Annotated in this window: 20 protein-coding genes; 7 read left to right on the plus strand and 13 right to left on the minus strand. The window is 70.3% G+C overall.

The window, feature by feature from the left end; genetic code table 11:
* Positions 1-42 precede the first annotated feature (42 nt).
* Positions 43-1,467: an FAD-dependent oxidoreductase gene (locus GGR66_RS15730; protein ID WP_184448923.1), complete on the plus strand. Its 1,425-nt coding sequence runs from the start codon at positions 43-45 to the stop codon at positions 1,465-1,467.
* A 185-nt stretch (positions 1,468-1,652) separates the two neighbouring features.
* Here the strand turns inward: GGR66_RS15730 and GGR66_RS15735 are convergent, their stop codons facing one another.
* Entirely contained in the window at positions 1,653-3,146 is a 1,494-nt protein-coding gene (locus GGR66_RS15735) for an MFS transporter (RefSeq protein WP_184448924.1), read from the minus strand.
* 184 nt (positions 3,147-3,330) lie between these two features.
* Here GGR66_RS15735 and GGR66_RS15740 point away from each other — a divergent pair, with 184 nt between their 5' ends.
* Positions 3,331-4,212: a LysR substrate-binding domain-containing protein gene (locus GGR66_RS15740; RefSeq protein WP_184448925.1), complete on the plus strand. Its 882-nt coding sequence runs from the start codon at positions 3,331-3,333 to the stop codon at positions 4,210-4,212.
* A gap of 70 nt (positions 4,213-4,282) precedes the next feature.
* Positions 4,283-6,484 (plus strand): DNA helicase II, encoded by a 2,202-nt coding sequence (gene uvrD, locus GGR66_RS15745; RefSeq protein WP_184448926.1) that lies wholly within the window; start codon positions 4,283-4,285, stop codon positions 6,482-6,484.
* A 37-nt stretch (positions 6,485-6,521) separates the two neighbouring features.
* Here uvrD and GGR66_RS15750 read toward each other — a convergent pair whose 3' ends face one another.
* From GGR66_RS15750 to GGR66_RS15780, 7 genes are all read right to left on the minus strand, one after another.
* Positions 6,522-7,067 (minus strand): hypothetical protein, encoded by a 546-nt coding sequence (locus GGR66_RS15750; protein WP_184448927.1) that lies wholly within the window; start codon positions 7,065-7,067, stop codon positions 6,522-6,524.
* 48 nt (positions 7,068-7,115) lie between these two features.
* On the minus strand, positions 7,116-7,622 hold the full coding sequence (locus GGR66_RS15755; protein ID WP_184448929.1) for a hypothetical protein: 507 nt from the start codon (positions 7,620-7,622) through the stop codon (positions 7,116-7,118).
* A gap of 216 nt (positions 7,623-7,838) precedes the next feature.
* Positions 7,839-8,774, minus strand: coding sequence for a YbhN family protein (locus tag GGR66_RS15760; protein ID WP_221236470.1), 936 nt, complete (start codon positions 8,772-8,774; stop codon positions 7,839-7,841).
* Positions 8,771-9,976, minus strand: coding sequence for a cardiolipin synthase ClsB (gene clsB / locus GGR66_RS15765; RefSeq protein ID WP_184448933.1), 1,206 nt, complete (start codon positions 9,974-9,976; stop codon positions 8,771-8,773). The genes GGR66_RS15760 and clsB overlap by 4 nt, the downstream gene beginning before the upstream one ends.
* The gene (locus GGR66_RS15770; RefSeq protein ID WP_184448934.1) at positions 9,973-10,713 is read right to left on the minus strand and encodes an endonuclease/exonuclease/phosphatase family protein; all 741 of its coding nucleotides are present in this window, start codon (positions 10,711-10,713) and stop codon (positions 9,973-9,975) included. Before GGR66_RS15770 ends, clsB begins: the two co-directional genes overlap by 4 nt.
* A 119-nt stretch (positions 10,714-10,832) precedes the next feature.
* A complete protein-coding gene (locus tag GGR66_RS15775) occupies positions 10,833-12,770 on the minus strand; it encodes a M61 family metallopeptidase (RefSeq protein ID WP_184448936.1) in 1,938 nt (645 codons plus the stop codon).
* A 459-nt stretch (positions 12,771-13,229) separates the two neighbouring features.
* Entirely contained in the window at positions 13,230-13,499 is a 270-nt protein-coding gene (locus GGR66_RS15780) for a hypothetical protein (RefSeq protein WP_160969556.1), read from the minus strand.
* 238 nt (positions 13,500-13,737) lie between these two features.
* Here GGR66_RS15780 and GGR66_RS15785 point away from each other — a divergent pair, with 238 nt between their 5' ends.
* The 3 genes from GGR66_RS15785 (at position 13,738) to GGR66_RS15795 (ending at position 15,812) form a co-directional block, all read left to right on the plus strand.
* Positions 13,738-14,298: a sugar O-acetyltransferase gene (locus GGR66_RS15785; RefSeq protein ID WP_184448938.1), complete on the plus strand. Its 561-nt coding sequence runs from the start codon at positions 13,738-13,740 to the stop codon at positions 14,296-14,298.
* A gap of 84 nt (positions 14,299-14,382) precedes the next feature.
* Positions 14,383-14,829 carry a universal stress protein gene (locus GGR66_RS15790; RefSeq protein ID WP_184448940.1) on the plus strand — a complete coding sequence of 149 codons (447 nt, stop codon included), beginning with the start codon at positions 14,383-14,385 and terminating at the stop codon, positions 14,827-14,829.
* A 593-nt stretch (positions 14,830-15,422) separates the two neighbouring features.
* Entirely contained in the window at positions 15,423-15,812 is a 390-nt protein-coding gene (locus GGR66_RS15795) for a hypothetical protein (protein ID WP_160969485.1), read from the plus strand.
* 154 nt (positions 15,813-15,966) lie between these two features.
* On the opposite strand, the gene GGR66_RS15800 is transcribed toward GGR66_RS15795, so the two are convergent.
* Positions 15,967-16,260 (minus strand): DUF2782 domain-containing protein, encoded by a 294-nt coding sequence (locus GGR66_RS15800; RefSeq protein WP_160946949.1) that lies wholly within the window; start codon positions 16,258-16,260, stop codon positions 15,967-15,969.
* Positions 16,261-16,995: 735 nt separating this feature from the next.
* On the opposite strand from GGR66_RS15800, the gene polA reads away from it, so the two are divergent.
* Positions 16,996-19,767, plus strand: coding sequence for a DNA polymerase I (gene polA, locus GGR66_RS15805; RefSeq protein ID WP_184448942.1), 2,772 nt, complete (start codon positions 16,996-16,998; stop codon positions 19,765-19,767).
* A gap of 520 nt (positions 19,768-20,287) precedes the next feature.
* On the opposite strand, the gene GGR66_RS15810 is transcribed toward polA, so the two are convergent.
* From GGR66_RS15810 to GGR66_RS15825, 4 genes are all read right to left on the minus strand, one after another.
* Complete coding sequence (locus GGR66_RS15810; protein ID WP_160969481.1) at positions 20,288-20,554, minus strand: DUF2164 domain-containing protein; 267 nt, start codon at positions 20,552-20,554, stop codon at positions 20,288-20,290.
* Positions 20,551-21,450 (minus strand): oxygen-dependent coproporphyrinogen oxidase, encoded by a 900-nt coding sequence (hemF, locus tag GGR66_RS15815; RefSeq protein WP_184448944.1) that lies wholly within the window; start codon positions 21,448-21,450, stop codon positions 20,551-20,553. The genes GGR66_RS15810 and hemF overlap by 4 nt, the downstream gene beginning before the upstream one ends.
* 75 nt (positions 21,451-21,525) lie before the next feature.
* Complete coding sequence (locus GGR66_RS15820; RefSeq protein ID WP_184448946.1) at positions 21,526-22,086, minus strand: hypothetical protein; 561 nt, start codon at positions 22,084-22,086, stop codon at positions 21,526-21,528.
* Between the two features lie 475 nt (positions 22,087-22,561).
* Positions 22,562-24,946, minus strand: coding sequence for a S9 family peptidase (locus tag GGR66_RS15825; protein ID WP_184448948.1), 2,385 nt, complete (start codon positions 24,944-24,946; stop codon positions 22,562-22,564).
* Between the last annotated feature and the right edge of the window lie 456 nt (positions 24,947-25,402).

The following is a 25,402-nucleotide window of genomic DNA, read 5'->3' on the forward strand; positions in this document are numbered from 1 at the left end:
GCCACGGGCCGGGCCGGTGGGGGCTTCCCTTACAATCGCCGCATGAATGAGCTTGTGCCCAGCGAACCGGCCGACGACGACTGCGATATCGCCATCGTCGGCGGCGGCGCGGCCGGCGTACTGGTCGCGTTGCAGTTGCTGCGCCGGGCCGGCACCCCGCTGCGCGTGCAACTGATCGAGTCGCAGCCGGCGCTGGCGCAGGGCGTGGCCTATGCAACGCCCTGCGCCGAGCACCTGCTGAACGTGACGGCCGGGCGCATGAGCGCCTTCGTCGAGGCACCCGACGATTTCCTCGACTGGCTGCAGCAGCAGGCGCTGTACCCGCAGCTGTCGCGCGGCGAACTGGCCGAGGCCTACGTGCAGCGCCGCCATTACGCCGCCTATCTGCGCGCGCGCCTGCTGCAGGCGCAGGCCGCCGGGCCGGGGCGTCTGCAATGGCGCCAGGCGCGGGTGCTGGCGTTGCACCCGCAGCCGACGGGCGGACAACGCCTGCAGTTGCACGAGGGTGGCCAGTTGCATGCCGGCGCCACCGTGCTGGCGCTGGGCAACAGCCTGCGCCCGCTGCCTGCGCGCGGCGCCCCCGGTCTCGATGCGCCGGCGCGAGTGGAGGCGTGGGATTACGCGCAGTTGCAGGCGATTCCGCGTGAGGCGACGGTGTGCATCGTCGGCTCCGGGCTGAGCATGGCCGACAGCGTGCTGACCCTGCTGGCCAACGCGCACCGTGGCCCGGTGCACGTGGTGTCGCGGCATGCGTTGTTGCCGTTGCCGCACGCCGCGCATGGCGCGCCGGCCGACTTCGATGCGCAGGCGCTGCTGGCGATGCCGCTGCGCCAGCGGATGCGCGCGCTGCGCCGCCACGCCGCCGCGGCGCAGGCGCAAGGCCAGCCCTGGCAGAGCGTGATGGACCGGGTGCGGCCGCTGAGCCAGGCGCTGTGGCAGTCGCTGTCGGTGGTCGAGCAGCGCCGCTTCCTGCGCCACGTGGTGCGCTACTGGGACGTGCACCGCCATCGCATCGCCGCACCGGTCTTCGCGCAACTGCAGGCGATGCGCCGGGTCGGCCAGTTGCGCCTGCACCGCGCGCGGTTGGACACGGTGTTCCCGGTCGGCGCCTGCGTGCAGGTCAACGGCACGGGCGCCGATGGCGTGCCGCTGCAGCTCGATGCGCACTGCGTGATCAACGCCACCGGCGTCGAACTGCGCGCGCAGACCATGCGCAATCCGCTGCTGCATCAGTTGCTCGGCTGCGGCCATGCGCAGCCGGGGCCGCACGGCATCGGCGTGGGCAGCGCCGCCGACGGGGCGCTGCTCGACGCCGACGGCCGCGCCACGCCACGCATCCGCGTGCTCGGCAGCCTGCGCATCGGCAGCCTGTGGGAAAGCCTGGCGATCCCCGAGCTGCGGGCGCAGGCGCAGCAGACCGCGCAAGCCTTGCTGACGTTGGAGTTGCCGGTCGCCGCCGTGCATTGAGCGCCGCGGCGCATGCCGGCCGCCGTTGCGCGCGGCGCAGCCGCGACCTCCTTTTGTAGGAGCGGCTTCAGCCGCGACCCGGGATTTCGGGAAAGCCCGTCGCGGCTGAAGCCGCTCCTACAGGGACAGGACCTTCGCGTCGTTTCTAGCCGCGACCGGCATTGCCGGTCCTGCAGGCGGGTCTCCTATCGCGATCCGCGGCTTCCCTCCACCGCGTCCTGCGGCGTGCGCCCGAGCAGCACGCAGATCGCGATCGCCGCCAGCGCGGTGATCGCCGCCAGCACCCGGATCAGCGTGCCGAAGGCCGCGGCGTAGGCCAAGCGCAGTTGCGCTGCGGACAACGCGCCTTCCTGTAAGGATGCCGGCAGATCGCCGGCGACCAGCCGCTGTGCGGTGTCCGCCAGGGCCGCGTGCGGCAGCAGCGGCGCAAGCGCGGCCAGGCGCACTTGCAACAACGTCGCCAGCAAGGCCGCCACGCTGGCCAGGGCGATGCCTTCGCCGGCCACGCGCAAGGTGCCGAACAGGCCGGCGGCCATGCCGGCGCGTTCGGTCGGCACCACGCTGACCGACAGTGCATCCATCAGGCCCCAGGGTAGGGCGGTGCCGGCACCGATCAACAGCAGCGCCGGCAGCGCCTGCGCCGGTGGCCGCGCGCCCAGCCAGCACAGGCCGGCCGCGGCCACCGCCAACCCGGCCGCGGACAGCCTGGCCGGGGCGATGCGCTGCGCCAGTGCGGCAGCCAGGCTCGGCACCAGCAGCATCGGCGCCGACAGCGCCAGCAGCGTCAGCCCGGCGCTGGCGGCCGGCGCGCCATCCACGCCGATCATGCGCAGCGGCAGCAGCACCAACAGCACCACGTAGCTGTAGCAGGTGGCGACCGGCAGCAGCTGCACACCGACGAAGCGCCTGTAGCGGAACAGGCTCAGGTCCAGCAGCGGATGGCGGCGGCGCCGTTCGATCCGCACGAAAGCGAGCAGCAGCAGCGCGGCGGCACCGAGCAGGGCCAGCGTCGCGGCGCTGCTCCAGCCGCTGTGCGGCCCCTGGATCAGGCCGGCGGTGAACAGCGCCAGCGCCGCGCTGAAACACAGCGCGCCGGCGCGGTCGGGCGGCCCCGCGGCCGGAGCGCGCGAGGCGGGCAGCCAGCGCGCGGCCAGTGCCCACGCCAGTGCCGCGACCGCGGCCACGCCGAAGAAGATCGCGCGCCAGCCCAGCCGTTCGCTCAGGGCGCCGGCGGCCAGTGGGCCGAACGCCAGGCCGGTGCCGAAGGTGGTGCCGAGCAGGCTGAACGCGCGCGTGCGCGCCGCGCCGGTGTACAGCTGCGCCAGCGCCGCGGTGCCGGCGGCGAGCGCGGCGGCGGCACCGACGCCTTGCAGCGCCCGCCACAGGTCGATCGCCGCGACCGAGCCGGCCACGGCCACGCCCAGGCTGGCGATGGCGAACAGTGCCAGGCCGCCGAGGAACACCCGACGACGTCCATGCCGATCGGCGAGCGCGCCCGCGGCCAGCAGCAGGCTGCCGAAGCTGAGCATGAACGCGTTGGTGATCCAGGCCAGGGCCAGCGCGCTGCCGCCCAGGGCCGCGCCGATCGCCGGGGTGGCGACGGCGCCGCCGGAGAAGTTCAGCGGCAGTGCCAGGGCGGCCAGGCACACCGCGGCCAGGGCGGCGCCGCGGCGCGGCACGGGAGTGGAGCGGGAGGGCGAAGCGGAGGTTGAAGCGGAGGTTGAAGCGGAGGTTGAAGCGGAGGTCATCGGAGCGACTCTTGCGGCGGAGATCGGGACGCCACTAGAGATACCGAGGCGGCAATCCGCGAAAAAGGCCGCAGTCCTCCGCGCTTTGCGGAATGAAACGCTCTAATATCCCGGCATGGACCGCCTCACCGGCATCGTTGCCTTCGTCCGCACCGCCGAACAGCGCAGTTTCGTCGGCGCCGGCCGCGTGCTCGGCATCTCGGCCTCGGCGGTGGGCAAGAGCGTGGCCGCGCTGGAGCGCGCGCTCGGCGTGCGCCTGCTGCAGCGGACCACCCGACGCATCGCGTTGACCGCCGAGGGCGCGCTGTTCCTGGAGCATTGCCAGCGCGTGCTGGCCGACCTGCGCGAGGCCGAGGATGCGCTGGCGCAGACCCGGCAGGCGCCGCGCGGACGGCTGCGGGTCGGCCTGCCGACCATCGGCTACCGCTTCCTGGTGCCGCTGCTGCCCGAGTTCCGCCAGCGCTATCCGGACGTGGAACTGGACCTGGCGTTCGACGACCGCGTGGTCGACCTGCTCGAACACGGCCTGGACGCGGTGATCCGCAGCGGCGTGCAGGCCGACTCGCGGCTGCTGGCGCGGCGCCTGGGGCCGTTCCGTTTCTGTCTGTGCGCCGCGCCGGACTACCTGCGCCGCCGCGGCATGCCGCAGACCCCGGCGCAGCTGGCCGCGCACGACGGCGTGCTGTTCCGCGTTCCCGGCACCGGCAAGCCGCAGGACTGGCCGCTGGCGGAACCGGCGCCGCTGCCGCCGGCGGTGCTCACCTGCAACAACATGGAAGCGGTGCGCGCGGCGGCGATCGCCGGCATGGGCATCGCCTGCATGCCGGCGTTTCTGGCCCGGGACGCGCTGGCCGACGGCCGCCTGCAGTCGGTGCTGGGCGCGCACATGGCCGACGGGGGCGCGTTCTTCGTGGTGTGGCCCTCGAGCCGGCAACTGTCGCCGAAGCTGCGCGTGTTCGTGGATTTCCTCGCCGATCGGCTGTTCCGCGCCGACTAAAGCGATGCCGCACGCCGATCGGCGCGCGCTGTCGCAGCCGCTGCGCCGCTGCACCGGCTAAAATGCGCGGGTGGATGTCTCTCATTTGCTCGACGATCTGAACCCCGCCCAGCGCGAGGCCGTTTCCGCACCGCCCGGCCATTACCTGGTCCTGGCCGGCGCCGGGTCCGGCAAGACGCGCGTGCTCATTCACCGCATCGCCTGGCTCAACGAAGTCCAGCGCGTGCCGGTGCACGGCATCTTTGCGGTCACCTTCACCAACAAAGCGGCCGGCGAGATGCGCCAGCGCACCGACCTGCAATTGCGCAACGGCAGCCGCGGCATGTGGATCGGCACCTTCCACGGCCTGGCGCACCGGCTGCTGCGCCTGCACTGGCAGGACGCGAAACTGCCCGAGAGCTTCCAGGTGCTCGATTCGGATGACCAGCTGCGGCTGGTCAAGCGCGTGGTGCAGCAGCTGGAGCTGGACGAGGGCAAGTTCCCGCCCAAGCAGATCGTGTGGTGGATCAACCAGCAGAAGGACGAGGGCCGCCGCGCCCAGCACATCCAGCCGGAGCCGCGCGACGAGTGGGTCACCACCCTGCGCAACGCCTATGCGCTGTACCAGGAGCGCTGCGACCGCGCCGGCCTGGTCGACTTCGCCGAACTGCTGCTGCGCGCGCACGAACTGCTGCGCGACACCCCGGCGCTGCTGGCGCACTACCGCGCCCGCTTCGGCGAGATCCTGGTCGACGAGTTCCAGGACACCAACGCCATCCAGTACGCGTTCGTGCGCGTGCTCGCCGGCGACAGCGGCCACGTGTTCGTGGTCGGCGACGACGACCAGGCGATCTACGGCTGGCGCGGGGCCAAGGTCGAGAACGTGCAGCGCTTCCTCACCGATTTCCCCAGCGCGCAGACCATCCGCCTGGAGCAGAACTACCGCTCCAGCGCCAACATCCTCAACGCCGCCAACGCGGTGATCGCGCACAACCCCGACCGCATCGGCAAGCAGCTGTGGACCGATTCGGGCGATGGCGAGCCGATCGACCTGTACGCGGCCTACAACGAGGTGGACGAGGCGCGCTACGTGGTCGAGCGCGTGCGCCAGTGGGTGCGCGACGGCGGCAGCTACAGCGAGGCGGCGGTGCTCTACCGCAGCAACGCGCAGTCGCGCGCGTTCGAAGAGGCGCTGATCGCCGAACAGGTGCCGTACCGCGTCTACGGCGGCATGCGCTTCTTCGAGCGCGCCGAAATCAAGGACACCCTGGCCTACCTGCGTCTGGTCGCCAACCGCGCCGACGATACGGCGTTCGAGCGTGCGGTGAACACGCCGGCGCGCGGCATCGGCGACCGCACCCTGGACGAGGTGCGGCGGCTGGCGCGCGCGCAGTCGCTGTCGCTGTGGGCGGCGGCGCAACAGGCCGCGCAGCAGGGCGGCGAACTGGCCGCACGCGCGCGCAACGCGCTGGGCCAGTTCCTGGGCCTGATCGAGCAACTGGCCGCGGAAGTGGCCGGGCTGCCGCTGCCCGAACAGATCGACCAGGTACTGGCGCGCTCCACCCTGCGCGAGCACTGGAGCAAGGAGAGCCGCGGCGGGCTGGATTCGGAATCGCGCACCGACAACCTCGATGAACTGGTGTCGGTGGCCTCGCGCTTCGTCCGCGCCGACGGCGACGAGGACGCCGACGAAGGCCGCCAGGCGATGACCGAACTGGTCGCGTTCCTGGCCTATGCCTCGCTGGAGGCCGGCGAAGGCCAGGCCCAGGCCGGCGAGGAGGGCGTGCAGCTGATGACCCTGCACTCGGCCAAGGGCCTGGAATTCCCGATCGTGTTCCTGGCCGGCATGGAAGACGGCCTGTTCCCCAGTGCGCGTTCGCTGGAAGAGAGCGGGCGCCTGGAGGAAGAGCGGCGCCTGGCCTACGTCGGCATCACCCGCGCCCGCCACAAGCTGGTGCTGAGCTATGCCGAATCGCGGCGCATCCACGGCCAGGACAACTACAACGTGCCCTCGCGCTTCCTGCGCGAGATCCCGCGCGAGCTGCTGCACGAAGTGCGGCCGAAGGTGCAGGTGTCGCGCAGCGCATCGCTGGGCGCGCCGCGCAGCATGGGACACGGCGTGATCGAGGCGCCGGCGGTCAAGCTCGGCGCCAACGTGCAGCACCCCAAGTTCGGCGGCGGCGTGGTCATCGACTACGAAGGCAGCGGCGCGCACGCCCGCGTGCAGGTGCAGTTCGACGAGGCCGGCGCCAAGTGGCTGGTGATGGCGTACGCCAATCTGACGGTGCTGTAGCCGCGGCGACGGCGCTGCGCCAGATGCCGCGCCGCACTCAAGGCGTGCGCTTGTGGGCGATGCAGATGCCGTCGTTGCCCGCGTTTTCAGCCTGATTGCACAAGGTCCAGCAGCGTTGCGCCGGCCGGGACCAAGCGGTGGCGATGCGCTCGCATTGGGTGATGGCATCCTGCAGGTCGCTGGCGGATTGCCACCCGCATTCCATCGTGGGCAATGAAACGTGAGGTTCGCTGATCGCAGTGTCGCCCACTACCAGAATTGCGCGCCGCCCCTGGTTTTCCCGAAAGAACGTCGCTGCCTGCTGCGGCGATGCACACTGCAACAGCAATGCGGCGACCTCATTGCGGTAAGCGATGATACGCAGCGCATCCGGGCGGTAGTCCAGGCGCGCCGCACCACGATCCACGCAGATCCTCGCACCGTCGGCAGGCGATGCGACCAGTTGCCGATCCTGACCCCGTGTCGTTGCCGAACACGGCATCCCGATCCAGACCGGCGGCGGCTCGCTGCGCGAGGTGTGCGACGGCGCTCCCGCCGCGCCGCATCCGCCGAGCAGGCTTGCCCAGATGGCCGCGGCTGCCATCGTTCGCAGCCTGCGTTTCGATGTGTGAGGCCTTAGCTTGCGCATGCGTCAGCGCGACGACGGCGTGGCAGACGCCACGACCCGGGTGAAGTAATTGGTGCGCATCGTCGGCGTGCCGTCCGGCGCAAACGCGGACACGGTCTCGGTCATCGAGCGTCCGTCCGCGGCGACGGTGTAGATGCGGGTCGAGGCCACGCTCCTGTCCTTGGACAGCATCATCACCAGCACGTTGGGCGCGGGCATCTGCAGCGCAAAGACATCTGCCTCGAAGTTGTTCTTCACTAGCGTGGCGCGGCCATCGAGCGCGGCGATGCCTTCGTCATGCATGGTGCCGCCGCCCTGTTCGGCGATGTCGACCTTCACCGCCCACTTGCCCTTGTCCGCCTCGCTGAAGCGCAGGGTGACGGCCTTGGGCCGATCCTTGGGGAGCCCGATCCAGGCGCGCCACGTCCACGGCCCAGTGCCGAGCAGGGGCGAGGGCGCAGCAGGTGCGGCGGATGCTGACAGAGACGGCGGCAGCAGCGTCGCGAGCGTGACGACGAACAGCAATTTCATGCGACCTCCCGGAAGTGAGCGGCGATGAGCACAACCAATGGTGTGTGTGCTGCGCGCGTTCGCTCGGTCGACCGTGCCGGGGGTGCCGAAGAGCGCGTCCGTGCGGCGGCGTGACCGTCCTGCGCCAGGACGCGTGCGCTGCGACGCTAGCACCGGTGGCGTACCGCAACAAGTGCGGTAGTCACCGGTCTGGATCCGGTGCGTGCATGGCTTCGCTCAGCCCGCGCCGCGCCGTCGCCGCGCCTCCAACACCGCGTAGCCGGCGCAGGCGAGCAGCAACGGGCCGAGGTAGTAGAAGGCGCGGTAGGCCAGCAACGCCGCCAGCAGCTCCGCTTGCGGCGCCTGCGATCCCAGCAGCGGCAGCACCACCGCCTCGAGTACGCCGATACCGGCCGGCACGTGCGCGATGGCGGTGGCCACGGCCGCCGCCAGCAGTGCGCCGAGCACCGAGGTATAGCCGACACCGGCCGGCATCAGCACGTACAGCAGGGCGCCCATCAGTGCCCAGTTGCCGGTGCCCAGACCGAGTTGCAGCAGGGCCAGCGGCAACGGCGGCAGGTGCAGGACATGGCCGCGCACCTGCAGGGTGTGCCCATGCGCACGCTGGCAGCCGATCAGATACGCCAGCACTGCGGCCAGCATCGCCGCGCCGAACCACGGCAGCGCCGCACCACTCAGTGGCCACTGCGCCGGCATGCGCAGGCGGCCGCTGACCAGCAACACTCCGGTCAGCAGCAGATAGCCCATCCAGTTGGTGGCGATGGCGAAGCCGATGACGCGACTGATCGTCGCCAGGCCCAACCCGGTGCGGCCGTACAGGCGGTAGCGGATCGCGGTGCCGCCGATCAGCGCACCGATGTTCAGGCTGAAGGCGTAGGCGATGTCCGCGATCGCCATGACCCGCGGCGTCGCCACCGCATGCGCCGCGTAGCGACGCGCGGCCAGGTCGTAGCCGCCGTACAGCAGGTAGCTGGCCAGGCTCAGTCCGGCCGCGGCGGCCAGGGTGCCGGTACCGTAGCCGGCCAGGGTGGTGCCGACCTGCGCCCAGTCCACCGTGCGCGCCGCGCGTACCAGCAATACCGTCACCAGCACCAGGAAGGCCAGATAGGCGAAGCGGCGCAGCATGCGCCAGCGCGGACGCGCACGGCTCATGGTGCGTGCCGATTGCGTCGCAGCACCGCGGTGCGCGGCGTGCGCGCTGGCAATCGGCTGGCCCACTGCGGCACGTTGCGCAGCACGTGGAACAGCAGCGGCCGCAGCAGCGGTTGCCAGAAGCGCCCGCGCGGTACCTGTGCCGGCACGACTTGCCGGCAGTGCCGCTGCATCAGCCGCTGCAGGCGCCCATGCAGGTCGCGCGCGAAGGCAGCGTCGCGGATCACCAGGTTGGCTTCCAGGTTCAGCGCCAGGCTCAGCGGATCCAGGTTGCTCGATCCCACCGTGCTCCAGTGGCCGTCGATCACCGCGACCTTGCCGTGGAACGGGCGCTCGCAGTATTCGAAGATCTGCACGCCGGCGTCGACCAGATGCCGGTACAGCGCGCGTGCGGCGAACAGCGCCAGCGGCGTGTCCGGTTGTCCCTGGAAGATCAGCTTCACCGCCACCCCGCGGCGCGCGGCGGCGCACAGGTCGCGCAGGAAACCATAGCCGGGGAAGAAGTACGCATTGGCGACCACGATCTCCTGCCGGGCGCCGCGGAACGCCTGCCGGTAGGCGCGCTCGATGCTGCGCGAGCGGCCGGCATTGTCGCGCGGCAGGAAGCACACTTCGGCCTCGCCAGCGGGCGGCACATCGACCTGCGCCTGCGGCACCCAGCCGGCACCGGTGCCGTGCGTGTCCTGGGTCCGGCGCACGAACGCGACCATGTCCGCCACCACCGGGCCGTGCACCTCCACCGCGTAGTCCTGCTTGGCCTCCGGTCCGAAATCGGCCAGGTGATCGGCCGACCAGTTGATGCCGCCGATCATGCCGATCCGCCCGTCCACCACCAGCAGCTTGCGGTGCATGCGCCGGAACACATTCAGGCGCACGCCGAGCAGGGTCGGCTGATGGTCGAACAGGCGCAGCTCGGCGCCGGCTTCGGTCAGTTCGCGCACGAACCCGGGCGAGAGATCCGGCGAGCCGAACGCGTCCACCAGCAGGTGCACGCGCACGCCGCGGCGCGCGGCGGCGACCAGGTGGTCCTTCAGCGCCAGGCCGACCTTGTCCTCGAACCAGATGAAGGTCTCCAGCAACACCTCGTGCCGGGCCGCGTCGATCGCGGCGAAGGCGCGCGGGAAATACGCATCGCCGTTCTCCAGCAACTGCAGGCGGTGGCCCTGGCGCCAGCGCGTGTCCCGGTTCGCCGCGCGGTTCACAGCACGATCCTGGCATGCAGCGGGGCGTGGTCGGACAGGTGCGACCACGGGCGGCCGGTCAGCACCCGCGCGGCCTCGATGCGCACATTGCGCAGGTAGATGCGGTCCAGCGGCAGCAGCGGCCAACGCGCCGGGAAGCTGCGCGCCACGCGTCCGTGCAGGTGCGCGAAGGCCTCGGTCAGGCCATGCCGCTGCAGCAGCGGATGCCCGCGCTGGCGCCAGTCGTTGAAGTCGCCGGCGACGATCAGCGGCGCCTGTGCCGGCAGTTCGGCGATCAGCGCGCCGAGCAGACCGATCTGCCGACGCCGGTGCGCCTCGCGCAGGCCCAGGTGCACGCAGATCGCATGCAGCGCCACGGCATGCCCGGGGATTTCCAGCACTGCATGCAGCAGCCCGCGGTGCTCGTGGCCGGCGATGGAGACATCGCGGTTGACGAAGGAGGCGATCGGGAAGCGCGACAGCAGCGCGTTGCCGTGGTGCCCGTGCGGATACACCGCATTGCGGCCGTAGGCGAACTGCGGCCACAGCGTATCGGCGAGGAATTCGTACTGGCTCTGCGCTGGCCAGTCGGCGTGGCGGCCAGCATGCACCTGATGCTCGCCCAGCACCTCCTGCAGGAACACCAGGTCCACGGGCAGGGCACGGATCGCCGCGCGTAACTCCGGCAGCATGAAGCGCTGCTTCAGCACGCTGAAGCCCATGTGCGCATTGATGGTCAGCAACTCGATCGCAGGCATGCCGGGGCAGGACGGAAATTACGCCTGCCATTGTCGCCAGCGTCCGCGTGCGGCGTGTGACGGTGTCACCTCGCGCACCTGCCGCCGCTGCATTGCCAGCAGCGGCGGCGAGCGTGTGCTCAGCGCCGTGCGGCGATGATCTTGCTCAGGTAGTCCGGCGTGCCCTCGACCCGCACCAGGTGCGGATACTGCAGGCCGTCGTGATAGTTCACCGGCACGTCGCGCACGCCGCCCTGGTACTTGAGCGTCAGCACGATCGGCGCGCTGCCGCCCTTGGCGTCGGCGATGGCCTGCTTGAGCGTGTCGCGGGAGTAGTCCTGGCCGTTGACCGCGAGCACCGTGGCGCCACTGCTGACCCCGGCCTTGAACGCCGGGCCGTCCCACAGCACGTCGTTGATGCTGGCGTCGTCGTTCATCACCAGGCCGATCGACCAGGCGAAGTTGTAGCGGTGCCGCGCCGACTGGTGGCGGCCGTCGTACTGCTTCTCGAATGCGCTGGGCTGGTCGGTGTACACCAGCTTCCAGCCGCTGGCCTGCAGGCCTTCCAGCAGCGGCGGATCCACCTGGTACACGCGCCGGTTGATGTAGTCGGCCCAGTCGTAGTGGACCACGCCGTCGAGCGCGGCGACGACGTCGTCGAAGGTGTAGGTCTTGACCGCGAAGCTGCCGTCGTCGACGCCGAAGAACGCCTTGGCCACGTCGTCCAGCGACTTGCGCCCGCCGCTCATCGCACGCAGCTTGGCATCCACCGCCAGCCACACCATCTGCCCGCCGCTGTAGTAGTCCTCGCTCATCTGCCAGCTGCGGTAGGGCAGCGGTGCGCGGTGCGCGGCGGTGGGATCGTTGGTGGTGTCCTCCAGCGAGCGCCAGCGGAAGCCGGCGCGGTTGCGGTCGTAGTTGGCCGCGGTCATCGCCAGCGCGTCGCGGAACTGCTGCGGCGTCCACATCCCGGCGCGCGCGGTCAGCACATAGCCCCAGTATTGGGTCTGGCCCTCGTACACCCACAGCAGCGAGTCGCCCATCGGCACGTTGAAGGTGGGCGTCCACAGGTCGGCCGGGCGCCGGAACTTGCCGTTCCACGAGTGCGTGTACTCGTGCGCCAGCAGGTCGCGGTCGGGCGCGTTCTCGTCCCAGGCGCTGAAGTAATCGGCGCCCAGCCCGTTCTCGCTGGACTGGTGGTGCTCCAGGCCGTTGCCGCCGAGCACGTCGGACAGCGAGAACAGGAAGTCGTAATGCGCGTAGTGGTGCGAGCCGAACAGCTTGATCGCCTGCACCGGCAGGTTGCGGTGCACCTGCAGCTGCTCGGCGCTGATGTCCAGGAACCGCGGCGCGTCGGCGACCACGTCCAGATGCACCGGCGCACCGCCGGCCGGGGTCAGGTCCACGCGCTTGAAGTAGTGCCCGGCGTAGATCGGCGAGTCGACCAGCGTGGTGAAGTCCACCGGCTTGAAGGTGGTGGTGGCGCCGTCGCGGCTGGCGGTCTCCAGCGCCGTGCCGAACTCCCAGCCGGCCGGCAGGGTCACGCTGGGCGTCACGGTGATGCCGCGGGTGTCGTGGCCGGCCGGGTACAGCGCCACCTTGTTCCACTCCAGCTGCAGCATCTTGTCGGTCATCTCGAAACCGTCGTCGCGCGGCGACAGATACTGGAAGCTGGCGTCGATCGCGCTCACGCCCTGCGGCACGTCGACGTGGAAGCTGTACACGTCGAAGGTGTCGCGGCGCCACGGCAGGGGCTTGCCGTTGGCGGTGAGGGTGAGGCCGGCCAGCATCGCCACCGGCCCACTCGGCGAATGATCGCCGGGGATCCACTGCGGGTACTGCAGGGTCAGCCGCCCGGCGCTGACCGGGATGGTCTCGTGCACGCGGTAGATGCCCTGGCGCACGTCGCCGGCGTCCACCTGCAGGGTCAGGGTGCCGGGGTAGGGCGTGTCCTGCGGCGCCGGCACGTCGGGCGCGCGCACCACCTGCGCCTGCGCGGCGCCGGCGAGCGCCAGGCCGATGCCGAGGACCAGCGCCCGATGGGCGCGACGGGAGGCGGGGAAAGCGGTGGCGGACATGCGCGGCTCCGAGGCAACATGAGGTACGGAAGCGCGGAACGTTAGCACTTGCCGGCATCGCCGGCGTACCGGGTCTGCCTGGCCGCGCAAGCGCCAGGCGATGCCGTTCATGCGGGCACCGGGTGGGCTGATGGCGGTCGGGGCGCGGGGTGCAAAATGACCTCGGCGACCTGTTGCATCGCCAGCGGCTGAGTTGTTCTTGGTCCGCGGCGGCCACAGCGGTGCCTGCGGGCGATCGGTCGCCCGGATCGCGCAGACCGGGAAGGCGTCCTCCATGCCGACCGTGGTCTTGTGAGAGCGGCTGCAGCCGCGCCGCGCGGTGATTGAACTTGCGATCACACCCTCAATGGAACCGGCGTTTTGCTCGAGGACACAGGCATGCCCCGGCAAGGGCATGCGTTCGATGCCAGGCGGCGCGGTCGATCGTCTGTACGCCGCCGTGTCCGTGTCGTCGCGCGACTAGTCCTTCAGCGCCCCGTCGCTCGGATCGCTGGCGGCATAGGTCGAGGTCGGCAGTTCCGCAGCGTGCGGATGCCGCAGCGCCTCGCGCAGCGGCGCCGGCAGATGTTCGACCGCCAGGATCACCTTGCCGAAATGCACGTCGCGCACCGCGCTCGACGGCACCACGAAATCGCCGCCATTCTCGATGTTGATGACAAACGTCGCACCGCCGTCGCGCACTTCGCGCACCGCGCCGACACCGACCTCGCCGTCGGCGACGAAGACCATCTGACCTGCTTCCACACGCTCGGACATCGCGCACCGCCTTGTCTGGGAGAGAGCCCGCGCGGCCAGGCATGGGCGGCACGGTCGTTCGATCATCGGCTGCATGTGTGTTGCTGGACGGTGAATGCCGCGTGGCCTGCAAGTCACGACGTCGCCGCGCCGCCCGCGTCGTGACCAGGCTACGCGCCGTTACGCAGCGCGATGCGATCATGCCGGCTCGACCGATGCCTGGGAGGGCAGAATGCGAAGCGAGAAAGAGAAGATGCTGGCCGGCGAGGCCTATCGGCCTAACGACGCGCAGCTGCAGGCCGAGCAGGACGCGGCCAGTGCCTGGATGCTGCGCTACAACGCGGCGCTGGCCGAGCCGCCGGCGCGTCGGCACGCGCTGCTGGTCGAGGGACTGGGTTCGGTCGGACACGGCGCGGTGGTCCGGCCACCGTTCCATTGCGACTACGGCTACAACATCCATCTCGGCGAGGACGTGTTCCTCAACTTCAACTGTGTGATCCTGGACGTGGCGCCGGTGCACATCGGTGCCGGCACCCAGATCGGGCCGGCGGTGCAACTCTATGCCGCCGATCACCCGCGCGATGCCGCGCAGCGCGCCGAGGGGCTGGAACTGGGGCGGCCGCTGACGATCGGGCGCAACGTCTGGATCGGCGGCGGCGCGATCGTGCTGCCGGGGGTGACCATCGGCGACGACGCGGTGATCGGCGCCGGCAGCGTGGTCACCCGCGACGTGCCCGTCGGCGCGCGCGTGGCCGGCAATCCGGCACGCCTGCTGAAGCCGCACAGCGACTGAATTTGATCCGGGTCAAGGAAGGCGCTGCGGATCGGGTGTGCAATGCTCTCCCAGCCGCCGCGCGCGGCGTCACCGGAGCACCCCATGTACCAGCGCATCCTGATCGCCATCGATGGTTCCGAGTTGTCCGCCAAGGGCTTGCAGCAGGGACTGGCGCTCGCCGCCACGCTCGGCGCGCAGGTGGATATCGTCACCGTGTCCGAGCCGTGGGCGATGGGCATGTACGACGCCATGGGGTGGAGCGTGGGCTACGAGGCCAGCCCCGAATACCGCCAGGACCGCGAAGCCGGCGCGCAGAAGATCCTGGCGCCGGCGCTGGCCGCCGCGGCGGCCACCGGGGTGACCGCGCACGGCCGCCACGTGCTCGACCGCTACGCCGCCGAGGGCATCATCGACATGGCCGCGGCCTGCAACAGCGACCTGATCGTGATGACCTCGCACGGCCGCCGCGGCATGAGCCGGGTCCTGCTCGGCAGCCAGACTGCGGAAGTGCTCGCCAACAGCCAGGTGCCGGTGCTGGTGATCCGCTGAGGCGTTGACCGGCCCACGCCGGGGGCGGCGCGGGCGCTGAAAGTTCAAGGCCCGCGTTCGGTGGTTGCCGGCGCTGCGGCGTCGTCGCGCACCGTGCACAGCGATCAGGTGGTGGTTGACCAGGCAGGTGACCGCTACCGCGAATGACGCCTCGCGGCGCGGCGCAAGCCGCCGCGATGCAATTGCCCACGCATGGCTTCCGCCGCGTCCGGCCTCCTGTCGTCGCCAAGCACCGATCGCGTTGCTTCCGGCGCGCATCATGCTGCTGCCCAGGGACGTCGATTGCGTGCGTCGCAGCCATGGCGCGACCGCGACCCGTTCGCGCCGTAGCGCGTCTTCTCTCGGCCACGTTTCCCTGCGAGCGCGTGTCATCGCGCCCTCCCCGCAGGATCAGGCTTGCGCCGATGGTCCGCTGTGCCGCACGCGGCGACGCTGTTCCCGCCGGTTCCGCCGCGACCATTCATAGGCCTGGATCCGCACGCGTTCGAAGGGAAGCGTGGCGGTTGTCATGCGCCCACGAACGCGGCGGACGACGGCGCATGGATCGGCGCGGCGCCGCCGGCGCTCATCACACACGACTGAGGAGAACGTGCATGACCATCAACACCGAAGGCTATTACGTCAACGGCGGCAAGTGGAAACTCGGCGCCGAAGGCCAGATCACCGGCCAGGGCAAGCAGCAGCACTCGGAGATCGGCGTTTACAACGCGCTCGGCAAGAAGGCCGCCGCGGGCCCGTACCTGATCGTGCAGGATGCCTTTCCCTGCGCCGTCTGCGATGCCACCTTCAAGAAGCAGGCGCTGCCGGTGCTGGTCAAGGTGACCGCGAACAACGGTTCCTACTCGGCCGACCAGGGCCTGGGCCTGAGCCCGCCGGCCAGCATCTATCCGTACTACCTCTGGTACCACAAGGGCACAAAGACCGCCGGCACCGCGACCGCACCGGCCGGGTTCCCGGCGATTCCGGCCTTCGCCGACGTCTAGGAGGCGGCTGTTGGGTTGCGGCCAGCGCATATGCCTGGCCGCGCCTGGTTTGGGCTGTCGGCGGGCTTGCGACGTTTGCGGTTGTCATCCGGCCGTCGTCGGATGCGCACGCATGCCGCAGCGCGCTGCCGTTCCGCAGCGCGCTTGGCATGTGTCACCAGCTGTAGAGCTTCCAGTACACCGGCGACACATTGTCCTTGCTGCCGTCCACTTCCATATGGCCGTCGCCGTTGCGGTCGTACAGGTAATAGGCCGGGCCGCGCGCCGGCGTCACCTTGACCATGCGCAACTGGCCGCCCACCCGGTACTCGTCGACGGTGTCGCCGTTCTCCATCTTGCGTTGGGTCGTCTCCGCGCCGCGTACGTCCACCGGCGCGCCATCCGGGCCAAGGCCGGTGGAGGCGCAGCCCGCCAGCAGCAACAACGGGACCAGGATCAGGGCTTTCATGACGGTGTTCTCCACGGGTAGGGCATGACGCAGAGTATGCGCCGAGTAGTCGCATGCGGTGTGCGAATGGCAAGGGCGGATGGCAGGCTTGTGTGTCAAGTCAGCGAGTCGCTTTGCGCCGGACCCTCACCCCAACCCCTCTCCCGGTGGGAGAGGGGCTTTGGCTTGTCCTTCTCCCCTCGGGAGAAGGTGCCCCGCAGGGGCGGATGAGGGTACGGGCGCAGCCGCGTGGAGCAAGTCAGCGCGTCGCTTCGCGCCGACCCTCACCCCAACCCCTCTCCTGGCGGGAGAGGGGCTTTGGCTCTCCCTTCTCCCGTCGGGAGAAGGTGCCCCGCAGGGGCGGATGAGGGTACGGGCGCAGCCGCGTGGACCAAGTCAACGCGTCGCTGCGCGCCGGACCCTCACCCCAACCCCTCTCCCGGGGGGAGAGGGGCTCTGGCTTGTCCTTGTCCCATCGGGAGAAGGTGCCCCGCAGGGGCGGATGAGGGTACGGGCGCAGCCGCGTGGACCAAGTCAGCGCGTCGCTTCGCGCCGACCCTCACCCCAACCCCTCTCCCGGTGGGAGAGGCGCTCTGGCTTGTCCTTCTCCCCTCGGGAGAAGGTGCCCCGCAGGGGCGGATGAGGGTACGGGCGCAGCCTCGTGGACCAAGTCAGCGAGTCGCTTCGCGCCGGACCCTCACCCCAACCCCTCTCCCGGTGGGAGAGGGGCTACACGCCACAGCGTAGAATTGGCCGATGAGCCGATTAGTCCTGATCGACGGGTCCAGTTACCTGTATCGCGCGTTCCACGCGCTTCCGCCGCTGACCAATGCCGCCGGCGAGCCCACCGGCGCGCTGTTCGGCGTGGTCAACATGTTGCGCGCCACCCTCAAGGAGCGCCCCGAGTACGTGGCCTTCGTGGTCGATGCGCCGGGCAAGACCTTCCGCGACGACCTGTACCCGCTGTACAAGGCCAACCGGCCGCCGATGCCCGACGAACTGCGCGCGCAGGTGGAGCCGATGTGCCAGATCGTGCATGCGCTGGGTATCACCATCCTGCGCGAGGACGGGGTCGAGGCCGACGACGTGATCGGCACGTTGGCCCTGCAGGGCGCCGGCGACGGCCTGGACGTCACCATCTCCACCGGCGACAAGGATTTCGCCCAGCTGGTGCGCCCCGGCGTGCAACTGGTCAACACCATGAGCGGCAGCCGCATGGATTCGGACGCGGCGGTGATGGAGAAGTTCGGGGTCTGGCCGCACCAGATCGTCGATCTGCTGGCACTGATGGGCGATGCCATCGACAACGTGCCCGGGGTGGAGAAGTGCGGCCCCAAGACCGCCGCCAAGTGGCTGGCCGAATACGGCTCGCTGGACGGGGTGATCGCCCATGCCGACAGCATCAAGGGCAAGATCGGCGACAACCTGCGCGCGGCGCTGGAGCGCCTGCCGCTGAACCGCGAACTGGTCACCATCAAGACCGACGTGGCGCTGGCCGGCGGGCCGCGCACCCTGGGCCTGCGCGAACAGGAGCCGGAGCAGCTGCGCGGCCTGTACCAGCGTTATGGCTTCACCCAGGCGCTGCGCGACCTGGACGGCGGCGTGGCCGCGCCGGAAGCCGCCAGCGAGGCCACGCCCAGCCTGCGCGGCACTGCCGCCGGCTATGCCCGGGCCGCGGCGCCGGCCGCCGATACGGCGCTGGACCCGGCATTGGCCGCCAAGGGCGACTACACCGCGGTGACCACTCCCGAGCAGTTCGAGGAACTGCTGGTGCGCCTGCGCGCCGCCGACGGCTTCGCCTTCGACACCGAGACCGACGCGCTGGACGCGATGCGCGCCAACCTGGTCGGCCTCAGCTTCGCCACCGAGCCGGGCCGCGCCGACTACCTGCCGCTGGGCCACGACTATCCCGGTGCGCCGGTGCAACTGGACCGCGCGCTGGCGCTGGCGCTGCTCAAGCCGCTGCTGGAAGACCCGGCCAAGGCCAAGGTCGGCCAGCACGGCAAGTACGACCTGCACGTGCTGCGCCGCCACTGCGTGGAGGTGCGCGGCTATGCCGACGACACCATGCTGGAGAGCTTCGTGCTCAACTCCACCGCCAGCCGCCACGACATGGACTCGCTGGCCAGGCGCTACCTGGGCTACGACACGGTCAAGTACGAGGACGTGGCCGGCAAGGGGGCCAAGCAGATCGCCTTCTCGCAGGTGGCCATCGACGATGCCACCCGCTACGCCGCCGAGGACGCCGACATCACCCTGCGCCTGCACCGCACCCTGTCGGCGCAGCTGGACGCCGAGCCGGCGCTGGCGCAGGTCTACCGCGACATCGAGATGCCGCTGGTGCCGGTGCTGGCGCGGGTCGAGGCCAACGGCGTGTGCGTGGACATCGCCGAGCTGCGCAAGCAGAGCCAGGACCTGAGCCAGCGCATGCTGGCCGCGCAGCAGAAGGCCACCGCGCTGGCCGGGCGCAGCTTCAACATGGATTCGCCCAAGCAGCTGCAGGCGGTGCTGTTCGACGAACTGAAGCTGCCGGCGGTGTTGAAGACCCCCAAGGGCCAGCCCAGCACCAACGAGGAGGCGCTGGAGGCGATCGCCGACCAGCACGAGCTGCCGCGGGTGATCCTGGAGTACCGCGGCCTGGCCAAGCTGCGCAGCACCTACACCGACAAGCTGCCGGAGATGCTCAATCCCGACACCGGCCGCGTGCACACCAGCTACCACCAGGCGGGCGCCGCCACCGGCCGGCTGTCCTCCTCCGATCCCAACCTGCAGAACATCCCGATCCGCACCGACGACGGCCGCCGCATCCGCCGCGCCTTCGTCGCCCCGCCCGGGCGCAAGCTGATCGCCTGCGACTATTCGCAGATCGAGCTGCGGATCATGGCCCACCTGTCCGAGGATCCGGGCCTGCTGCGCGCCTTCGGCAGCGGCGTGGACGTGCATCGCGCCACCGCCGCCGAGGTGTTCGGGCGCAAGCTCGAAGAGGTCACCGGCAACGAGCGCCGCGCCGCCAAGGCGATCAACTTCGGCCTGATGTACGGCATGAGCGCGTTCGGCCTGGCCCGCAACCTGGGCATCGGCCGCGGCGAGGCGCAGGACTACGTGGCGCTGTACTTCAGCCGCTACCCGGGTGTGCGCGACTTCATGGAGCGCATGCGCGAGCAGGCCCGCACTCAGGGCTACGTGGAGACCCTGTTCGGCCGCCGCCTGTACCTGAACGACATCAACGCCCGCCAGCAAGGCCTGCGCGCCGGTGCCGAGCGCGCTGCGATCAACGCGCCGATGCAGGGTACCGCCGCCGACATCATCAAGCGCGCCATGGTCGGCGTGGACGCCTGGCTGCAGGACCACCGCGACCGCGCGCTGATGATCCTGCAGGTGCACGACGAACTGGTGTTCGAAGCCGATGCCGACTTCGTCGACACCTTGCTGCCGGAAGTGACGGGGCGGATGTCCGCCGCGGCGGAGCTGAAGGTCCCGCTGGTGGTGGACAGCGGCGTGGGCGACAACTGGGACGAGGCGCATTGACCGCCCGGGTCCTGGACATGCTCCAGGACCCGGCCTGGTGTTGCGGTGTGTTGCGTAGACAGCGTGCGCGTCGCCCGCTGCGAATGGAATCCGGTTTTCGGACGGATTATCCCGCCAGTGATTTTCGCTTTCCCATTCGCGCTGTTTTTTTGACCCGATCGCGCGCTGAAAGCCCTGAAATGCCAACTGGCGTCACACCCTGAAACACCCGGCACTGCAGCGTTTGAACGGAATTTTGACGCGGTGTATTTCGGGCGAAGTTTTGGGAATGAATCCGTCCTTAATCTGACAAATTTTTAACTTAAATCTTCACGAACGAGCAAGGTGGGAAATGTTCTTATATCCCTCGACAGGCGCAATACCTGTCGCGGATCTCCTCCCATCCCCTGGAGCAGATCCAGGAACGGCGACTCCTCCCCAAGTCTCCGTTCCCTGGCCCCGCCGACCTCCCCCTGGTCCGCGGGGCTTTTTTATGCCCGCAGTTTTATTGACGCCGCGCCGGCGGCGTGCGCTGCCGTGCTCAGCGGCGCGCGTCGGTGGGCTGTTGCAACTGGTAGAGCGCGTCGTCCAGGGTATCCAGCTGCGTGGCCAGCAGCGCGCGGGCATCGTGCAGGCCGCGGTTGTAGTAATGCGCGCCGATGCGCTCGGCGACGAAGTCGAGCAGGAATTCGGCCTCGAACGCGCCGACCTGCTGCTGCAGCTCGGTGCGCAGGTAGGCCTGCAGTTGTTCGGCGATGGCGCGCTTGTCCTCGCGGCCCAAAACGGCAGTGCGCGCTGGCGTGCTCATGCCAGCCAGTCGCGCGGCACCAGGTACTCGGCCAGGCGCGCCTCGGCGCTGCCCGGTTCGGGCTGGAAGCCGTATTCCCAGCGCACCCGCGGCGGCAGGCTCATCAGGATGCTCTCGCTGCGGCCGCCGCTCTGCAGGCCGAACAGGGTCCCGCGGTCGTAGACCAGGTTGAATTCGACGTAGCGGCCGCGCCGGTACAGCTGGAACTCGCGCTCGCGCTCGCCCCAGGGCAGGCCGCGGCGGCGTTCGACGATCGGCAGGTAGGCGTCGAGGAAGCCGTCGCCGACCGCGCGCTGGTAGGCGAAGTCGCGCTCGAAATCGGCATGCAGGTCGTCGAAGAACAGGCCGCCGACGCCGCGGGTCTCGTTGCGGTGCTTGAGGAAGAAGTACTCGTCGCACCAGCGCTTGTGCGACGGATAGCGGTCTTCGCCGAAGGGCGCGCACAGGTCGTGTGCGGTCTGGTGCCAGTGGCGGGCGTCTTCGTCGAACGGGTAGTACGGGGTCAGGTCGAAGCCGCCGCCGAACCACCAGGCCACGGTGGCGCCATCGCGCTGCGCTTCGAAGTAGCGCACGTTGGCGTGGGTGGTGGGGATGTACGGGCTGAGCGGGTGGAACACCAGCGACACCCCGACCGCGCGCCAGGAGGCGCCGGCCAGTTCCGGGCGGTTGGCGCTGGCCGAGGGCGGCAGGCGGGTGCCGGCGACGTCGGAGAAGCCGATGCCGGCCTGCTCGAACAGCGCGCCGTCGCGCAGGATGCGGGTACGGCCGCCGCCGCCCTCCGCGCGCTGCCACAGGTCTTCGGCGAAACGGGCCTGGCCGTCGGCGGCCTCGACCGCCGCGCAGATGCGGTCTTGCAGGTCAGTGAGATAGTCGCGGACACGGTCGAAGGTATGCATGCCGCCATTCTAGAAGCTGCCTGTGTCAGGCGTCAGCGCCGGGCTGCGCGGACCGCGCAGGCCGGTCGGCGTGCGTCAGCGGTGGAACTCGGCGCGGATCGCGGGGCGGCACAACTGGTAGACCAGCCAGCCGTGCAGGCCGGCGAAGACCAGGGCGGTCAGCGCGCCGCTGACCATGAGGGTGATGCGGCTCAGGGCCAGGTCGTGCTGGAGCTGTTGCGGGTCGAAGGCGTGCTGCGGCGCCCAGGCCTGCAGCAGGTCGAGCAGTTGCCATAGCAGCGGCAGCACCGCGAAGTTGGCTGCGGCGGTGACCACCAGGAACACGATGAAGGCCCGCCGCGCCCAGTCGCGCCGCTGCAGCAGCGCCCACGACGCCGCAGACAGGCCCGCGGAAAGCAGCGCCGACAGCCAGGACAGCGCCAGCGCATGGGCCACGCACCACTGCAGCAGCGGCGGCAACGGCAGGCCGGCCTGGCGCAGCACGCCCTCGATCGCTCCGTCCGGCAATGCCATCAGCAGCAGCGCCTGGCCCAGCGAATACAACAGCGACAGCACCCCCAGCAGCAGCGAGAGCTTGGCCATCGCATCGATGGTCTGGTTGCGGGCGGCGGTCAGGGGCAGCGGCGGGGGCGGCATCGGCGGTCCTTCGGGGAGGGGCGGCGCTGGTGCCATCGCGCCGGCGGCCGTCCGGCAAGGATAGGGACGACGGACCAGGGCGCAAGCCGGGTGGTGCGCGAGGGGGGGAGGCCGCGCGCATATGCTGAGCGCGCGGTCTTTGTCGCGATACGGTCAGGGCAAGGCGGATGCGGTGCCGCCAGGAGCGGCGCCGACAGCAAGATCGTGCCGGTGTTGCTCGGGCCGGACGCAGCGGCGGCCAACGCCGCCATGCCACGGGCATCACCGGGCCCGGGCAGCTGTGGGCGCTCGCGTAGGAGCGGCTTCAGCCGCGACTGGGCATTCGCGGTAACGCCTCGTCGCGGCTGAAGCCGCTCCTACGGGACGGCGTGATGCGTGGCGGACGCCGGTGGTTGGCGGGGTCCTGCGGGCGCCGCGCGGTGGCTCCCGGGCGCCTGCCGCACGTCGATGGCAGGCGCCTCGGCGTGCGGCAGGCTCAGCGCAGCTCGCGCTCGAACAGCTTGAGGATGCGCTTGTACTCGTCCAGCCAGGAATCGGCGCGGGTGAAGCCGTGCTTCTCCAGCGGGTACGGCGCGATCTCCCAGTTGTCCTTGTGCAGCTCGATCAGCTTCTGGGTCATGTCCACCGAGTCCTTGAAGAACACGTTGTCGTCGACCATGCCGTGGGCGATCAGCAGGTGGTCGCGCAGCCCGCTGGCGTACTCGATCGGCGAGGAGGTGCGGTAGGCCTCCGGGTCCAGGTCCGGGGTGTTGAGGATGTTGGAGGTGTATTCGTGGTTGTACTGGCTCCAGTCGGCCACCGGGCGCAGTGCGGCGCCGGCCTTGAACGTGCCGGGGCTGCGGAACAGCGCCATGTAGGTCATGAAGCCGCCGTAGGACCCGCCGTAGATGCCGGCGCGGCCGCGGTCGCCCTGCTTGCTGTCGACCAGCCAGTCCAGGCCGTCCAGGTAGTCCTCCAGCTCCGGATGGCCCATGTCGCGGTAGATCGCGGTGCGCCAGTCGCGGCCGTAGCCGGCGCTGGCGCGGTAGTCCAGGTCCAGCACGATGTAGCCCTTCTGCACCAGCAGGTTGTGGAACATCTGCTCGCGGAAGTACGGGGTGTAGCGCGACGACACGTTCTGCAGGTAGCCGGCGCCGTGCACGAACATCACCACCGGATAGCGCTTGCCCGGCTCCGGCTGCGCCGGACCGTAGTACTTGCCCCAGACGGTGCCGGCGCCGTGCTTGGACGGCACCTGCACGAACTGCGGCTGCACCCACTGGCGTGCCTTGAACGCCGCGCTGCGGGTGTCGGTGAGCACGCGCGCGTTGCCGCCGGCGGCCGGCAGCACCGCCAGTTGCGGCGGCAGGTAGGGGCCGGAGTAGTGCACCAGCAGCTGCTGGCCGTCCGGCGACAGCGCGAAGTCTTCCACGCCGTCCAGCGAGGTCAGCTCGGCGACGCTGTCGTTGCGCAGGTCGAGCTTGCACACCTCGTAGTCGCCCGGCCACTTGCGGTTGCACAGAAACAGGAAGCCCTGGCCGTCGGCGCTGACCACCGGCGCGGACACTTCCCACTTGCCGGAGGTGCGCTGGCGCGGCTTCTCGTTGCCGCGCTGGGTGTACAGGTGCGAATACCCTGACTGCTCGGACAGCAGCCACAGCGTCTGGTTGTCCGGCATCCAGCCGAAATCGTTGAAGCTCCAGTTGATCCAGGCCGGATCGGTCAGGCGGTGGCGCGGCTGCAGCACCGCCTTGTCCAGGTCGACGCTGGCGATCCAGCGGTCCTTGTTGTCCACCGCGCGCAGCAGCACGGCGACGTTGCGGCCGTCCTCGCTCCAGTGCATCGAGGCGCCGCTGCCGTCGCCGTCGGTTTCCACGCGCACCGCGCGCGGGCCCTGCAGCGGCTCCTGCTTGGCCGCCTTGCGCAGCGCCGCCAGCGGATCGGTGCCGATGCCGGGCAGCACCGACAGGTCGAGCTTACGCGCGCTGCCGGCCACCGCATCGACCAGCCACAGGGTCTGCGCCACCGGCGAATTACGCCCGACCAGGGTGCGCGCTTCCTGGAACTCGGCGTAGCCGGATTCGGTCACGTAGCGCGGCATCTTGCTGTCGCGGCCCTCCTCGGCGCCTTTGGCGTGGGTGACCACCAGCAGGTGGCGGCCGTCCGGCGACAGCGCGCTGTCGTCGACCACCACGTCGTCGCCCAGGTACACCGGCGCCGGCGCGCGGCTGCTGTCGGCGCGGCGCCAGGCCTGCTCCTGCTGGCGCAGCAGTTCGCGCTGCGCGCGATCGCGGGCCAGGGTCTCCAGGGTGCGCAGCTGCTGGTCGCGCAGCACGTCGGGCTTGGGTGCAGCGTCGGGATCGCGCTCGGCCTTGAGCACCGCGGCCTGCTGCACGCCGCCGCCGGGGCTCCAGCGGTACCAGTCGTTGCCGACCCGCCACAGCGCACCGCCATCGGTGGTGAACTGCGGCCGCGCCGCGGCCTGGTTGCTGCGGGTCAGCTGGGTCAGCGCGCCGCTGCGCAGGTCGCGCAGGAACACGTCGCCGTTGCGCACGAACAGCATGCGCTGGCGGCGTGCGTCGTAGACCGGATTGGCCGCGTCCAGGGTGCTGCGCTGCGCGTCCTCGACCCGCTGCGCGGCGCCGCCGTCGACGCCCTGGCGGTAGGTGTCGCGCACCGGGCTGCCGGTGCGCTTGAGCTGGTACTGCACCTGGTGCCCGTCCCAGGCCCACCAGGCGTCCTCGACCGGCGGCCCGATCCAGTCCGGATCGGCCATGGCCTGCTCGATGGTCAGCGGGGCGGGGGCATCCTGGGCCGCGGCCAGCGGCGGCAGGCAGGACAGGGACAGCAACGCAACAGCGCTCAGGGCGAGACGACGCATCTGGAATTCCGGGCGAACGGCAAACCGCAAGCGTAGCAGCCACCAGGGCGGCGGCGATTGCGCCATCGGTCATGGGCGGGTTGCGGCAGGGCGATCCGGGCGCGTCGCTGCCGTGTATCGCAATCCGGCCATGGCAGCGCCAATTCAGGGAGCGGCGCCTGCTCGAGGTCGCCGATTATGCTGTCGGCACTGCCGGCTTGCGCTGGCAGTCCTGCCGCAACTGCATCGGTGTGATGCAGACGCGGTCCGCAATTCGCAGCGCGTTGCACGCACGTTTCTGCCACGTGCGCCGCTACGCTGGATCGGCGCCGTTGGCGTCCGCCCGATCGCGTGAGTGTCGTTGTGCTGGACGTGCCTGGGTGCATGCGCAATCCCGCACCGCAGCGGCTGCAACAAGACGCCGCTGCGACAAACCGTCACATCCCATTTCGCCGCGCCGCACCAACAATAGGCATC

The sequence above is a fragment of the Xanthomonas sp. 3498 genome (assembly GCF_014199795.1).
Taxonomy (GTDB): Bacteria; Pseudomonadota; Gammaproteobacteria; order Xanthomonadales; family Xanthomonadaceae; genus Xanthomonas_A; species Xanthomonas_A rydalmerensis.

Coding starts and splice junctions, on each gene's coding strand:
- GGR66_RS15730 (WP_184448923.1), top strand. CDS start 43: ATGAATGAGCTTGTGCCCAGCGAACCGGCCGACGACGACTGCGATATC.
- GGR66_RS15740 (WP_184448925.1), top strand. CDS start 3,331: ATGGACCGCCTCACCGGCATCGTTGCCTTCGTCCGCACCGCCGAACAG.
- GGR66_RS15750 (WP_184448927.1), bottom strand. CDS start 7,067: ATGGCAGCCGCGGCCATCTGGGCAAGCCTGCTCGGCGGATGCGGCGCG.
- GGR66_RS15755 (WP_184448929.1), bottom strand. CDS start 7,622: ATGAAATTGCTGTTCGTCGTCACGCTCGCGACGCTGCTGCCGCCGTCT.
- GGR66_RS15760 (WP_221236470.1), bottom strand. CDS start 8,774: ATGAGCCGTGCGCGTCCGCGCTGGCGCATGCTGCGCCGCTTCGCCTAT.
- GGR66_RS15770 (WP_184448934.1), bottom strand. CDS start 10,713: ATGCCTGCGATCGAGTTGCTGACCATCAATGCGCACATGGGCTTCAGC.
- GGR66_RS15775 (WP_184448936.1), bottom strand. CDS start 12,770: ATGTCCGCCACCGCTTTCCCCGCCTCCCGTCGCGCCCATCGGGCGCTG.
- GGR66_RS15780 (WP_160969556.1), bottom strand. CDS start 13,499: ATGGTCTTCGTCGCCGACGGCGAGGTCGGTGTCGGCGCGGTGCGCGAA.
- GGR66_RS15785 (WP_184448938.1), top strand. CDS start 13,738: ATGCGAAGCGAGAAAGAGAAGATGCTGGCCGGCGAGGCCTATCGGCCT.
- GGR66_RS15790 (WP_184448940.1), top strand. CDS start 14,383: ATGTACCAGCGCATCCTGATCGCCATCGATGGTTCCGAGTTGTCCGCC.
- GGR66_RS15795 (WP_160969485.1), top strand. CDS start 15,423: ATGACCATCAACACCGAAGGCTATTACGTCAACGGCGGCAAGTGGAAA.
- GGR66_RS15800 (WP_160946949.1), bottom strand. CDS start 16,260: ATGAAAGCCCTGATCCTGGTCCCGTTGTTGCTGCTGGCGGGCTGCGCC.
- polA (WP_184448942.1), top strand. CDS start 16,996: ATGAGCCGATTAGTCCTGATCGACGGGTCCAGTTACCTGTATCGCGCG.
- GGR66_RS15810 (WP_160969481.1), bottom strand. CDS start 20,554: ATGAGCACGCCAGCGCGCACTGCCGTTTTGGGCCGCGAGGACAAGCGC.
- hemF (WP_184448944.1), bottom strand. CDS start 21,450: ATGCATACCTTCGACCGTGTCCGCGACTATCTCACTGACCTGCAAGAC.
- GGR66_RS15820 (WP_184448946.1), bottom strand. CDS start 22,086: ATGCCGCCCCCGCCGCTGCCCCTGACCGCCGCCCGCAACCAGACCATC.
- GGR66_RS15825 (WP_184448948.1), bottom strand. CDS start 24,946: ATGCGTCGTCTCGCCCTGAGCGCTGTTGCGTTGCTGTCCCTGTCCTGC.